At 68.1% G+C, this 12,708-nt stretch carries 12 protein-coding genes; 2 read left to right on the top strand and 10 right to left on the bottom strand.

The window, feature by feature from the left end; genetic code table 11:
* Positions 1–57: 57 nt before the first annotated feature.
* On the bottom strand, positions 58–1,683 hold the full coding sequence (gene pruA / locus ACIQF0_RS32705; RefSeq protein WP_401035963.1) for an L-glutamate gamma-semialdehyde dehydrogenase: 1,626 nt from the start codon (positions 1,681–1,683) through the stop codon (positions 58–60).
* Between the two features lie 92 nt (positions 1,684–1,775).
* Here pruA and ACIQF0_RS32700 point away from each other — a divergent pair, with 92 nt between their 5' ends.
* The gene (locus ACIQF0_RS32700) at positions 1,776–3,302 is read left to right on the top strand and encodes a PucR family transcriptional regulator (protein ID WP_401035960.1); all 1,527 of its coding nucleotides are present in this window, start codon (positions 1,776–1,778) and stop codon (positions 3,300–3,302) included.
* On the opposite strand, the gene ACIQF0_RS32695 is transcribed toward ACIQF0_RS32700, so the two are convergent.
* The 8 genes from ACIQF0_RS32695 to ACIQF0_RS32660 are packed head-to-tail and all read right to left on the bottom strand — an operon-like array spanning position 3,284 to position 9,338.
* Positions 3,284–3,901: a YidC/Oxa1 family membrane protein insertase gene (locus tag ACIQF0_RS32695; protein WP_401035957.1), complete on the bottom strand. Its 618-nt coding sequence runs from the start codon at positions 3,899–3,901 to the stop codon at positions 3,284–3,286. The two genes, ACIQF0_RS32700 and ACIQF0_RS32695, sit on opposite strands and share 19 nt — an antisense overlap.
* A 39-nt stretch (positions 3,902–3,940) precedes the next feature.
* A complete protein-coding gene (locus ACIQF0_RS32690; RefSeq protein WP_360048366.1) occupies positions 3,941–4,225 on the bottom strand; it encodes a DUF6412 domain-containing protein in 285 nt (94 codons plus the stop codon).
* 10 nt (positions 4,226–4,235) lie between these two features.
* Positions 4,236–4,958, bottom strand: coding sequence for a hypothetical protein (locus ACIQF0_RS32685; protein WP_401035955.1), 723 nt, complete (start codon positions 4,956–4,958; stop codon positions 4,236–4,238).
* Entirely contained in the window at positions 4,955–5,500 is a 546-nt protein-coding gene (locus ACIQF0_RS32680) for an RNA polymerase sigma factor (RefSeq protein ID WP_401035952.1), read from the bottom strand. Before ACIQF0_RS32680 ends, ACIQF0_RS32685 begins: the two co-directional genes overlap by 4 nt.
* A gap of 46 nt (positions 5,501–5,546) precedes the next feature.
* On the bottom strand, positions 5,547–6,164 hold the full coding sequence (locus ACIQF0_RS32675; protein WP_401035950.1) for a uridine kinase: 618 nt from the start codon (positions 6,162–6,164) through the stop codon (positions 5,547–5,549).
* Positions 6,131–6,673, bottom strand: a complete 543-nt coding sequence (locus ACIQF0_RS32670) for a DUF402 domain-containing protein (RefSeq protein ID WP_360048360.1) — start codon at positions 6,671–6,673, stop codon at positions 6,131–6,133. Before ACIQF0_RS32670 ends, ACIQF0_RS32675 begins: the two co-directional genes overlap by 34 nt.
* On the bottom strand, positions 6,651–7,925 hold the full coding sequence (locus tag ACIQF0_RS32665; RefSeq protein ID WP_401035948.1) for an FAD-dependent oxidoreductase: 1,275 nt from the start codon (positions 7,923–7,925) through the stop codon (positions 6,651–6,653). Before ACIQF0_RS32665 ends, ACIQF0_RS32670 begins: the two co-directional genes overlap by 23 nt.
* A gap of 57 nt (positions 7,926–7,982) precedes the next feature.
* Positions 7,983–9,338 (bottom strand): GAF domain-containing protein, encoded by a 1,356-nt coding sequence (locus ACIQF0_RS32660; RefSeq protein ID WP_401035945.1) that lies wholly within the window; start codon positions 9,336–9,338, stop codon positions 7,983–7,985.
* 199 nt (positions 9,339–9,537) lie between these two features.
* Here ACIQF0_RS32660 and ACIQF0_RS32655 point away from each other — a divergent pair, with 199 nt between their 5' ends.
* Positions 9,538–10,875: an aldehyde dehydrogenase family protein gene (locus ACIQF0_RS32655; RefSeq protein ID WP_401035942.1), complete on the top strand. Its 1,338-nt coding sequence runs from the start codon at positions 9,538–9,540 to the stop codon at positions 10,873–10,875.
* Positions 10,876–10,888: 13 nt separating this feature from the next.
* On the opposite strand, the gene ACIQF0_RS32650 is transcribed toward ACIQF0_RS32655, so the two are convergent.
* Complete coding sequence (locus ACIQF0_RS32650; RefSeq protein ID WP_401035939.1) at positions 10,889–12,454, bottom strand: beta-N-acetylhexosaminidase; 1,566 nt, start codon at positions 12,452–12,454, stop codon at positions 10,889–10,891.
* Positions 12,455–12,708: the final 254 nt, after the last annotated feature.

The following is a 12,708-nucleotide window of genomic DNA, read 5'->3' as shown; positions in this document are numbered from 1 at the left end:
GGGAACGTCCGAACACTTGTGGCGCACGGACGTTCCCCTCACTCAGAAGGGCCGGATCTAGCCCTGGTGCGGGTGGAGGTGGGAGGTGGGCGCCGCGAAGGTCTCCTTGATGGAGCGCGGGCTGACCCAGCGGAGCAGGTTGTGGACCGACCCCGCCTTGTCGTTCGTGCCGGACGCGCGGCCGCCGCCGAACGGCTGCTGGCCCACGACGGCACCGGTCGGCTTGTCGTTGACGTAGAAGTTGCCGGCGGCGAACCGCAGCTCCTCCTGCGCGTGCGCCACGGCGGCACGGTCACGCGAGATGATCGAGCCGGTCAGACCGTAGGGCGCCGCGCTCTCCATCTGCTTGAGCACGGTCAGGTAGTCCGCGTCCTCGAACACGTGGATCGCGAGCACCGGGCCGAAGAACTCGGTGGTGAACACGGAGTTCGTGGGGTCGGACCCGAGCAGCACGGTCGGCCGCACGAAGAAGCCGTCGCTGTCGTCCGCGGTGCCACCGGCGGCGATCTCCAGCGAGGAGTCCGCGCGAGCGGCCTGCAGCACGCCCGACAGCTTGTCGAACGAGCGGCGGTCGATCACCGCGCCACCGAAGTTCGAGAAGTCGGTGACGTCGCCGTAGGTCAGGGCGTCGACCTCGGACAGGAACTGGTCCTTGATCTTGTTCCACACCGAGCGCGGCACGTAGGCGCGCGACGCGGCGGAGCACTTCTGGCCCTGGTACTCGAAAGCGCCGCGGATCAGGGCGACGCGCAGCACGTCGGGGTCGGCCGACGGGTGGGCGAGGATGAAGTCCTTGCCGCCGGTCTCGCCGACGATGCGCGGGTACGAGCGGTAGTTGGCGATGTTCGCGCCGACCTGCGCCCACAGCTTCTGGAACGTCGGCGTGGAGCCGGTGAAGTGGATGCCCGCGAGGTCGGGGGAGTTCAACGCCACCTCGGACACCGCGAGACCGTCACCGGGGAGCAGGTTGATGACGCCGGGCGGCATGCCGGCCTCTTCGAGCAGGCGCATGGTGAGGTGCGCGGCGAACGACTGCGTGGGCGACGGCTTCCACAGCACCACGTTGCCCATCAACGCCGGCGCGGTCGGCAGGTTGCCGGCGATGGCGGTGAAGTTGAACGGCGTGATCGCGTAGACGAAGCCCTCGAGCGGGCGGTGGTCGGTGCGGTTCCACACGCCGGGAGACGAGATCGGCTGCTCGGCCAGCAGGGTGCGGGCGAACTGCACGTTGAAGCGCCAGAAGTCGATCAGCTCGCAGGCCGCGTCGATCTCCGCCTGGATCGCGGTCTTCGACTGGCCGAGCATCGTGGCGGCGTTCAGCGTCTGCCGCCACGGACCCGCGAGCAGGTCGGCGGCGCGCAGGATGATCGCCGCGCGGTCGTCGAACGACATCGCGCGCCACGCCGGAGCGGCCTCACGGGCGGCACGCAGCGCGTCGGTCGTGTCCTGCTGCGTCGCGCCGGCAAGAGTGCCGAGGACCGAGCGGTGGTTGTGCGGCTGGACGACGTCGAAACGCTCACCGCCACCCATGCGCTGCTCGCCACCGATGGTCAGCGTCAGCTCGAGCGGCTCCTTCTGCAGCTCGACCAGCTTGGCCTGCAGCTCAGCGCGCTCCGGGGTACCGGGGGCGTACTGCAGGACCGGCTCGTTGACCGGGGCGGGAACCTGGGTGACCGCGTCCACTCGCAACTCCTTATGGGCTTGTTCGGTACGCAAACCGTAAGTCCGAGCGACCTGGCCTCAGTTGTGCGAACCGCCAATATTCACCAGGTCAGATGTACGATCGAACAGTGTCGAGCCTCCGCCACGTTCTCATCGCGCTGGGCGATCCGCTCGTCGAACTGCAGGTTGCCCCGCAGGGCCTGGAAGTAGACGTGCGCGATGTGGTGATCATGGATCCGGACGACCCACCGGATGTGGCGGCCGGAGACCTCGCCCTGCTCATCGGGGCACGGGGCAGGGCAGCATTACCGCTGATCAGGGCCGCTGGACGAGCCAAAGCCGCGGCCGTCGCCGTCAAGGAGTCGTCCCCGGCCCTCGTCCAGACCGCCACGGACGCGGGAGTGGCGTTGCTGGAGGTCCGCCCCGAGGTTCGCTGGGGTCACCTGGAGTCGCTGGCCAAGAGCGTCCTCACGACCACGACCGACGACGGCGAGGTTCTCGGCGACCTGTTCGCGCTCGCGCAAACGATTGCCACCCTGACCGGCGGCATCGTCAGCATCGAGGACACGGCGAGCCGCGTGCTCGCCTACTCCCGCTCGACCGACGAGGTCGACGAACTGCGCCGGCTCTCGATCCTCGGCCGCCAGGGCCCGGAGCCGTACCTGAAGATGCTGCGCGAGTGGGGCGTCTACAACCTGCTGCGGTCAGGCGAAGAGGTCGTCCGCATCGACGAGCGCCCTGAGCTGGGCATCCGCAAGCGCATCGCCGTGGGCATCCATGCCGGGCGCCAGCCGCTCGGCACGATCTGGGTGCAGGAGGGCGACCAGCCGCTGACCGACCAGGCCGAACGAGCGCTGCTCGGCGCCGCCCGCGTCACAGCCCCGCACCTGATCCAGCAGCGCAACCAGCCCACGTCGAGGTTCCGCGAGAACCTCCTCGCCGCCCTGCTCACCGGCCGGATGGACGCGGCCACCGTCGCCGGCCAGATCGGCGCCGACCCGAAGAAACCCGCCGCCGTCGTGGTGTTCGCGGTGCGCAGCGCCGAAGGCGACCGCAGCGAACACGAACTCCGTCGCGCCGAGATGACCGGCCTGATCTCCGTGCACGCGGCGGCCTACCGGCGCAGCGCCCTGGTCAGCGAGTCCGGCGGCCGCACCTACGTCCTGCTGCCGGACCTCGCCCCGAACGCCCAACTCCTGAGCCTGACAAGGGAAATCGTCACCACCGCACGCCGTCACCTGCACACGGCGGTCCAAGCCGCGGTCGGCTCGACGGTGTCCACACTGGACGACGCGCAGATCTCCCGCCAGGAGGCCGAACGCGTGCTGGACGCGATGGCGCGCGACCTCGACGCCGAGGTGGCGACGCTCGCCGACGTCCGCTCGCAGGTCCTGGTGAGCGAGATCCTGGCTCTGCTCCAGGACAATCCGCGGATCCGCGATCCGAGGATCGACGCGCTCGACCCCGAACTCGCGAAGTCGTTGCTGACCTACCTCGACGCGCTGGGCGACGTGCGCGCCGCGGCGGACCGGCTGCACGTCCACCCGAACACGTTGAGGTACCGGCTCAAGCGGATCGACCTCGACCTGGACGACCCGCTCGTCCGGCTCGTAGCCCAGCTTCAGCTCAGGATGCGGTAGAGCAACGCCCGTTCCGCGATCGTCCACGTCGTCGTGGTGAGCAGGTACAACCCGGCGGCCAGCGGCAGGTACGCGGCCACCAGGATCGTCCCGAACGGCAGCACCTTGACCAGCCCGGTCATGAACCCCGGCTGGGGCGTGGTGGTCATCCGCGACTGCTGCCACTTCACGGTCAGATAGGCGACCACGGCCAGCAGCCCGAACAGCACGAAGAACACCCACGCGAAACCGGTCGTGAAGTGCGAGCCGAGCGAGATGCCGAACAACGTGCCGTCCAGCAACGGGTTCGGGGTCGTCACCACCTGGTAGATGACCATGAAGAACGGGACCGTCGCGAGCATCGGCAGCATGCCCGCGAACATCGAGACGCCGTTCTTCTTGTAGACCTTCTGCGACTCCTCCGAGAGCTTCATCAGGTCCTTGCTGTGCTTCTTCTGCAGCTTCTGGATCTCCGGCGCGAGCTTGGCCTTGGCCTTCTCGCCGCGCACAGCCGCGCGGTAGAAGGGGTGCAGCGCGAGCCGCACGACGATCGTGAACAGAACGATGGCGAGCGCGGGCATGCCGAAGCCCGCCAGGGCAGCGCCCAGGTCAGCGAACAAGGGTTGTTTCTCCGTCTTGAGTTGGGTGTGCGGGACGTGTCAGAACGTCCGGCATCCCGGTGCTCGGGGACGGGCTTTGCCTGCGGCGTCAGGGTTTCGCAGCCGCAGCTGAGCCGAGCGTTGAGCTCGTTCGCGGATCGAGAGCGACCGCGCCGGTGCCACCGACAGCGGCACCAGCGCGACGACCACGATCAACGCGAGGGCGAGCGCGGTCACGGCCGCGACGACCTCGGTCGGAGAAGAGAACAACGTGAAGGCGTAGAGGGCAGGCAGGAAGACCGCGAGCATCAGCATCGCTCGCTGCCTGGTCTCCGGCCGCCACATACCGCCGAGGCTACTCGAACTCGGCGCTCGCCGTCCCGACGACTTCGCCCTCGGCGTCGTACAGCGTGACCGAGGTCGCCTTCGCGAGCGCCGGCCACCAGGCGACCATCCACCCGTTGCCGAGCGTCGCGGTCACCTTCCTGCCGTCCTCGGTCTCCACCCGCGCCTTCACGACGTCGGGACTGACCCGGCCGAGCAGGGTCCGCCGCGGTTCTCCCCTGCCGGGTTCGGGGTTCGACAGCTGCAGGCCCTCCAGGCTGAACTTCGCCTGCCCGAGCGGAGGACGTCCCTTGGGATCGCCACCGCCGCCCTGCATCTCCATCCCCTTCGGGGTGCCCAGACACTGCTGGTCGCTCTGCGGACCGGTGAACACCACCAGCGTGAGATCACCGCGCTGGTCGACGATCGACACGTCGGCCGGCGCCGCCGGCCAGTTCGGGAAGTCACGTCGTCTGGCCTCGTCGTGCCGGGCGATCTCCTCCCGGCAGGCCGCGATCAGGCCGTCCACCTCCGGTCCGGGCGCGCGTGGCTCGGCGGTCCACGACGCGTAGGCGGACGGGTTGGTCGGCGTCCACAGCACGGTGCCGACGACGACAGCGGCGGTCAGCACCGTCACCGGCACGGCCAGCCGCCACCAGCGACGGGACGGCTTCGTGCTGATTTCGTTCACGAGCGCGTGCTTGCGGACCTGCAGGCGCATGGGGTCCATCTGCGGGATGTCTGGCTTGATCACAGAACCTCCTCCACCAGTGCGCCACGCACGGTGCGTTGCGCGCGAGCGAGTCGGGACTTCACCGTGCCGACCGGGATGCCGAGCACCCTGGCGATCTGCGCCTGACTCAGGTCCGACCACGCGGACATCTCCAGCACCTCCCGATCCCCGGCGGGCAGCTTCTCCAGCTCCGCGATCACCGTCCTGGTCCTTGCCTCCGCGTCCACGCGCCGCGCCACGTCATCGGCGTGGTCGTCGTCGGCGTGCTGCGGCGGAACCTTGGCCAGTGCGGCTTTGTACCGCTTGCGGGCACGTTGGTGATTGCGGGTGACACCCAACGCGACGGTGTACAACCACGGCAGGAGCGACTCGTCGACGGTCACGGACGTGCGTTTGCGCCAGGTCTCCATGAACACCACGGACACCAGGTCCTCGGCCACCGCCCAGATGCCGGTGCGGCGCAGGCAGTAGGCGAACACGGCTTGGGCGTGACGTTCGAACAGCTGCCCGAACGCCTCGCTCACCCCGGCCCGGACCTGCCCCCAGAGTTCTTCGTCGGTCACGGACCCTCCTCTCCGTCCCACCTATGTCCGCGGCGGGGAGAGCGGTTCACGACTCGACCAGACCTGGCCGTTCCGGGTGGTCGTAGCGCACGAAGAGGTCGGCCACCGGCTCGTAGTCGTCGAACGCGGGCAACGTCCACTCCTCGGCCGTCTTGCGTTTCAAAGCGCCGGGGGAGAGCCACAGGTGGACCGTGAGCTCGGCCGGCAGCCACCGGTCGAGCATCAGCGTGCCGTCGACGAGCACGACACCGTTCTCCGGCACGTCGACGTACTCGGCGCGGCTGGCCCGGTCGGTGGCCGCGTTCCACAGCGACGGCAGCACTTTGCCGTCCATCGCCGGGTCGAGGACCTCGCGTTGCAGGCCGCCGTAGTCGAACCAGTCGTGCCGGTAGGAGTACGAGTCGGTGCGGCCGTGTTCCAGCCGTACGGAAGCCGGTCGAAGGAAGTCCTCAAGGGACACTCGCTGCACCGCGCGGCCCAGGGCGCGCAACGGTTCCACGGCGGCGTCCGCGAGCCTGCCAGGTTCGGCGGCGGGTGCGCCGTCGATCAGCACGCGCACCCGCCCGCCGATCTCCGACACCTGGTCGACGATCTCGCCGACGAGTGCGTCGAACGTGAGCGGCCGAACCTTCAAGGCGTCCACGCCGCCCAGGCCGTGTCCCACCAGATCTCACCGGACGCCAGCATCTTCTCGATCTTGAGCCCCTCGGCCCTGATCTCCTCGGCCTCCTGTGCGGAGTACTTGCCGGAGGCGACCTGCTCCTCGAACTCGTCCAGGTCGCGCTGCGCCCAGGTGCCGTCGGGGTCCAGGGTGTAGTCCAGCGCGTGGTCGAGGGTCTCGAACCCGTCCTCGACTCGGCGGTAGGGCGCCTGCAGGTTCAGGTAGTAGTTGCCGAACGTCCTGTCGTCGCCCTTCCAGAACAGGTCGACGGAGTAGGCGTCCTGCGGGCGGTGCAGCATGAGCTTGCCGTGACCGCGCCAGAAACCGCGTTCCGGCTTGTCCCACGGGTGCGGGTGGTGGTGGTCGGGGTAGGTGAGCCGGGTACCCGGCTCCACGAACACCGCGAGCAGCCCCGGCTCGTCGACGATCACCCTGGTCGGCATCTCGGACCAGACCTTGCCGTGCAGCACCTCACGCCGCACCACGACCTCACCCGGCGTGAACAACCTCATGGTCAGAACTTACGTGATCACGCTCCGCCGCGTCCTCGGCCAGCATCTTCCGCTTGAGCACGGGCACGGCGTTGGTCACGCGCAGGAACGTCCGCTGGAACGCCGCCGCGGCCCGTCCGACCACCGGCTTGTGGACGATGCTGTTGCCGTCCATCATCTCGCGCGACGCTTCGACGGCCTTGAACCCGTACTCGACCATCTCCTGCTCGTACTCGCCGATCGCCTCCACGACGTTCTTGCCGTGGTGGGCCTCGATCAGCTTGCGGGACAACAGTTCCGCGTCGCGCAGGGCGGTGTTCGCGCCGATGCCGCGGCCGGGCGTCATGAGGTGCACCGAGTCGCCGATCATCGTGACGTTGCTCGGCTTCCACGGCTTCAGCCGTTCGGACGTGCGGACCCTGATCTGGAACACGGTCTCCGGCGTGGCCAGCGCGAAGAGCTTGCGCAGGTTCGGGTGGAACTTCGGGGTCATGGTCAGGACGGCCTGCTTGAGCTCGGCCTGGCTCATGTTCTTCAGGTCCGGGAACTTGTGGTGCGAGGCCGCGTAGCCCCACATGATGTAGTCGTCCTCGACGCCCACACCGTCGAAGCGCATCACGTGGATGATCACGAACTCGCCGTTCGGCCCGAACAGCAACGTGATGCCGCCGTCGGCCAGCGGGGGCAGCAGCTTGACGTTCTCGTCGGTCAGCGGCAGCTTGCCCGCGATCGACGTGATGCCGGTGTCGACCACCTTGGCGTCCGGCAGGTGCTGCCTGCGCACCCTGGACTGCGCGCCGTCCGCGCCCACCAGCACGTCACCGGTCTCGGACGTGCCGTCGTCGAAGAACGCCGTGACGGTGCCGTCGTCGTTGCGGGTGAAGCGCGTGAACGTCTTGTCGAACCGGACGACGTCGTCCAGGCCGCCGAGCAACGCCGTGCGCATCGCGATCCGGCTGACCGACTTCTCGCTGCGGCTGTCGTCGCGGTCCGTCGCGATGTCGCCCACCAGCAGTTCCTTGTACTTCTCGGTGCGCATGACTATGTGTTTCGGTGCCCGTGCGGTGGTGCGGACGAACTCCGCGAACACCTCCGGCGGCAGGCAGCTGTGCAGCGCCTTGCTGCCGTCCGGGCTGATCCCGACCCGGTAGCCGATCAACATGCTGCGCGGCGTGCGGTCGCGTTCGAACAACGCCACGTCCACGCCGGCCTTCTTCAGCCCGTGCGCCAGGCACAGGCCACCGGTCCCCGCTCCGATGATGAGTACGCGCATGACAACCCCCTCACTAAGTCTCTTAGTGAGGAAGATATTCAGTTCATGAGACTCTTGTCAATCGTCCTGACTGAGTCTCCTGAGCCGCGCGGTGGCGATGGCGAGCCTGACGTCGTCCGGCGGAAGCAGCCTGACCAGCTGTTCCAGTGCCTCGACGTCGTGTTCGCCGGAGTCGGTCTGGGTGAAGGTCCACAGCGCGTTCGCGTCACCGCGTTGCAGGACCGCTTTGCGCACGCTGGTCGCGAGGTCGTCGCGTTCGGCCAGCACGACGGGTGCCTCGGAACGGCGCAGCAGCGAGCCGCGGTACCTGCTGGCGGCCAGCGGCAGGTCGGCGGCCTTGAGCGCGGCCCGCACCGCCAGGAAGTCGGTCTCGACGTCGGCCGTGAGCCGGTACGGCCTGGTCGCGAGCACGTCGGGGCCCAGCTGGGCGCGCAGCCGGTGCAGTTCGGCGCGCACGGTCGTGGGGTTGCCGCGTTCGCCGTAGAGGTGCAGCGCGAGCTGGTCGGCGGTCACCCTGCCCTGCAACGCCAGCGCGCACAGGATCTCCGCGTGCCGCAACGAGAGCGGCACCTCACGGCCGTCCAGCACGACCTTCGGCTCGGGCAGCAGGAACGAGAGCGACAGCACGCTGCGCCGCACGTGTCGTTGGCGTGGAATGCGCAGCAGATAGCCGTGGGCGAGCGGTTCGAGCACCGCCTCGCGGCCGTCGGGCAGCTTCACCCGGTCCGTGGAGACGTCGACGCGCGGGGGCAGCAGCCCGTACGGCTCGACGGCGACGACCCGGCCGGTGGGGCTGAGCAGTGCGCCGGGCTCACCGCGCAACGCGATCAGGTGCCGCATGTTGCGCGCCCGCAGCTCCTCGTCCTGCGCGTGCGTCCGCGCGAGCATCTCCGACTCGGCCAGCCGGGCCGACGCCGAGACCAGTGCCACCATCGAGGGATGGACGGTCTCGATCGGGCCACTGAGGTCGACGACCCCGATCGTGGTGCCCGTGTCGGGGTCGCGGATCGGGCTCGCCGCGCAGGTCCAGTGGTGGTAGGTCCGCACGAGGTGCTCGGCCGAGTGGACCGTGACGGGGGAGTTCACCGCCAGTGCGGTGCCCATCCCGTTCGTCCCCGCCGCACCCTCTGACCAGAGCGTTCCCTCCGCCAGGCCGACGTCCTCGGCGCTGCCGCGGGTGTCCTTGGAGCCCTCGCACCACAGGATGTGGCCCTGGGCGTCCGCGACGATCATGATGTGCTTGGCCTCTTCCGCGAAGCCCAGCAACGTCTCGCGCAACAGCGGCAGCGTCGGGTGCAGCGGATGCCGTTTGCGCAGGTCGGAAAGCTCGTCCGCGGCGAACACGGTCGGCGCGGTGTGCAGGTCGGGATCGACGTTCGCGGCGAGTGACCGCTGCCACGACGCGGAAATCACTGAGCGTGGCGAATTCACCGTGCGAGTGCCACTCAACACGGCTTCTCTGACGCGACTCAGCAACAGTGCGTGTTGCCCGGGTTCGTGGGTCACTGATCCATCCACGGCTTGCAACGAGCATGCAACGTTCTGCTGCCTACTTTCTCATTTCCCCCACCTCAGCCTACGTGTGGGCCCTCTTCTGGCAGGGAGTCGAGAAATGACGCAGTACGCGGCACCGGGTCAGCCCGGCAGCGTGGTCGCGTACCGAGCGAGGTACGACCACTTCATCGGCGGCGACTACGTGGCGCCCGTGGCCGGCGACTACGCCGAGAACGTCACGCCGGTGACCGGTGAGGTGTTCACCGAGGTCGCTCGCGGCACCGACGCCGACCGCGCCCGTGCGCTGCACGCGGCCAGCGGCGCCGCACGCGCGTGGGGGAGCACCACGCCCCGAGAGCGCGCCACCGTGCTGTGCGAGATCGCGGACCGCATCGAGGAGCACGCGACCGAACTCGCCGTCGCCGAGACGTGGGACAACGGCAAGCCGGTCCGCGAGGCCATGGTCGCCGACATCCCGATGCTGATCGAGCTGTTCCGCCAGTTCGCCGCCGTCGTCCGGGCCGAGGTGGGCGAGGTCGAGCAGCTCAGCCGCAACTCCTACGACTACCGCTCGTTCCAGCCGCTCGGCGTCGTGCACGAACGCGTCTCGTGGACGTTCCCGCTGTTGAACGCCTGCCGTGTGCTCGCGCCCGCGTTGGCCGCCGGCAACGCCGTGGTGCTGGAGCCCGCCCTGCAGACGCCGGCCTCGATCCACGTGCTGCTGGGCGTGATCGCCGACCTGCTGCCGCCCGGCGTCGTCAACGTCGTGACCGGCTCCGACGACCACCCCGTGGTGGCGGGACGCTGCCCGAACATCTTCTTCTCGGATGTTTCCGCTCAGCGCGACAGCTTCCTGGACAAGGCCCTGGAGGGGTTCGCGATGTTCGCGGCCAACCAGGGCGAGATCTCCACGGCCCCGTCGCGCGCGTTGATCCAGACCGCGATCTACGAGGAGTTCCTGCACCTCGCGACGGTGCGCACGCAGGCGTTGCGAATGGGCGACCCGCTCGACACCGACACGATGGTCGGCGCTGTCGTGAGTCTTGCGCAACGCGATCGAGTTCTTGCGTACGTGGAGCGGGGCAAGGCTGAGGGCGCGCGGCTGGTTGCTGGTGGGTCGGCCTCCGGGCACTACGTCGAGCCGACGATCTTCGAGGGTGATCACCGGTCTTCCGTGTTTTGCGATGACGTGCTCGGACCCGTCGTGTCGGTGACCCGGTTCGACGACCGCGATGACGCGTTGAAGATCGCCAACGAGGCTGTTGCCCAGCTCGGCGCCGGCATCTGGTGCCGCGACGTCGCGCTCGCGCACAACGTCGGCCAGGAACTGCGCGCCGAACGGGTGTGGGTCAACAACTACTACGCGTACCCGGCGAACACGGCTGTGCTCGCCGACTACCGTCGCGTGAAGCACCTGCTGGTCAGTTACTCGGACCGTGGGCAGGGGTATTTCTGAGCGGGGTTGTGGACTACTTCTTCCACGGCACCTGGGTGCTCGCGTAGAAGTTGATGCCCTGGACCTTCCAGCGTGGGGCCTGTGCGCCCAGGCGTGGGGCGAAGCGGTCCCAGTTGTGGATGTTCGCCGGGGACCAGCCGAGTTCCGCGGCTACCGGGAGCCTCGGGAACGCCATGTACTCGATGTCCGCCGAGGACTTCAGCGTTTCGGTCCACAGTGGAGCTTCCACGCCGCGGATGCTGGTTTCCGTCACGTCCTTGAGGTACGCGCCGGGGTTCCAGCTGTAGGCGTCCTTGACCTCCACCAGGCCTGCCCAGTCCAGGCCCAGTTTGGTGTCCTTGTTGTACTTCATGTCCAGGTAGATGCGGTTCGCCGGGGACATGAGGATCTTGTTGCCGCGTTGGGCTGCTGCGGCCACGTTGGCGTCGGTTCGTTCGGTGCCCCAGAACTGGGGGATTGCCGTGGTGTCCTTGGTGGTCTTGATGAACTCGTGCCAGCCCGTGGTGGTCTTGCCGTACTTCTTGATCAACGGGAGGACTCGGTTCATGAACGTGGTGTAGTCGGCGTCTGGGGTTGAGAGGGCCTCGTCGCCGCCCAGGTGGAAGTACGGGCCTGGGGTGATCGCGGAGACTTCACGGATCACGTCTTCCACGAACTTGTAGGTGATGTCCTTGTTGATGCAGAGGGAGCTGAAGCCGACCTCGGTGCCCGTGTAGAGCGGGCGCTTCTTGCCGTCGCAGTTCAGTTCGGCGTAGCTGGCCTGGGCTGCGTTGGTGTGGCCCGGCATGTCGAACTCCGGGATCACGGTGATTCCCCTGGATGCCGCGTAGCTCACCAGGTCCTTGTACTCGTCCTGGGTGTAGAAGAGTTTGCCTGTGCGGCCGCCTACCTCTGTGCTGCCGCCGATCTTGGTGAGTTCTGGCCAGCTCTTGATCTCCAGGCGCCAGCCCTGGTCATCGCTCAGGTGCAGGTGGAAGTAGTTGATCTTGAATGCCTGGATTTGGTCTATGTAGCGCTTTACCTGGGCCGGGGTGAAGAAGTGCCTGGAGACGTCGAGCATGGCGCCTCGGTGGTGGTACCTGGGGTGGTCCAGGATGCTGGCGCCTGGGACCTGCCACGGGCCCTGTTGTTTGGTCTTCGCCTCTGCCTTTGGGGGGAGTAGCTGGCGGAGGGTGGAGATGCCGTTGAAGTGGCCGGCTGTGGTGTTGGCGCGGATGACCACCTGTTTTGGGGTCACGTCCAGTTGGTAGCCCTCTGGGCCCGTTTTCGGGTCTGCGCCGGTGGTCAGGACTATGCCGTCGCCTGTTGGTTGGTCGGTGATCGGCAGGGCGTAGCCGGTGGAGGGGCGGAGGATTCCGGCCAGTAGTTCTGCTGGCTTGCGGGCGTCTGGCGTGGCCAGTTGGATCTTGGCGGTTGCCGAGAGGGTGAAGGTTTCTGGCCTGGGTTGCACCTGGACCGGTTGGGGGACCAGCTCTTGCAGGGCGGTGGACTTGGCTGCCTCGGCTGTGTCGGTCACCAGCACTCCTGATCCGGCGATCACCAGCGCCGCTAGTGCGGCCTGCAGTTGTTTTGATTTCACGCCAATCCTCCACGGGCATGGGGGGACCTTGGCGGCGTTCAGTCACCGTTTCAGGGGGTGGGTTTCGGTGTCAAGGTTTAGACCAATTCCGGGTGGGTGCTGTGCGCGGCTTTGCGGGGTGGGTCGCCTTGCGGGCGGCGACGTTGCGTTGGGTGCTTCCCCTGGGGGCTCTGCCCCCAGACCCCCGGCAATCTGATCGGGGGGTCCGCGCCACGGGCGGGTAGATGGCACGCCTGTTGCGTTGGGCGGCTGCC

It is taken from the genome of Lentzea sp. NPDC092896 (assembly GCF_044754905.1).
Classification (GTDB): domain Bacteria; phylum Actinomycetota; class Actinomycetes; order Mycobacteriales; family Pseudonocardiaceae; genus Lentzea.
The sequence above is the reverse complement of the archived record's forward strand: the minus strand, read 5'-3'. Positions and strand labels throughout refer to the sequence as shown.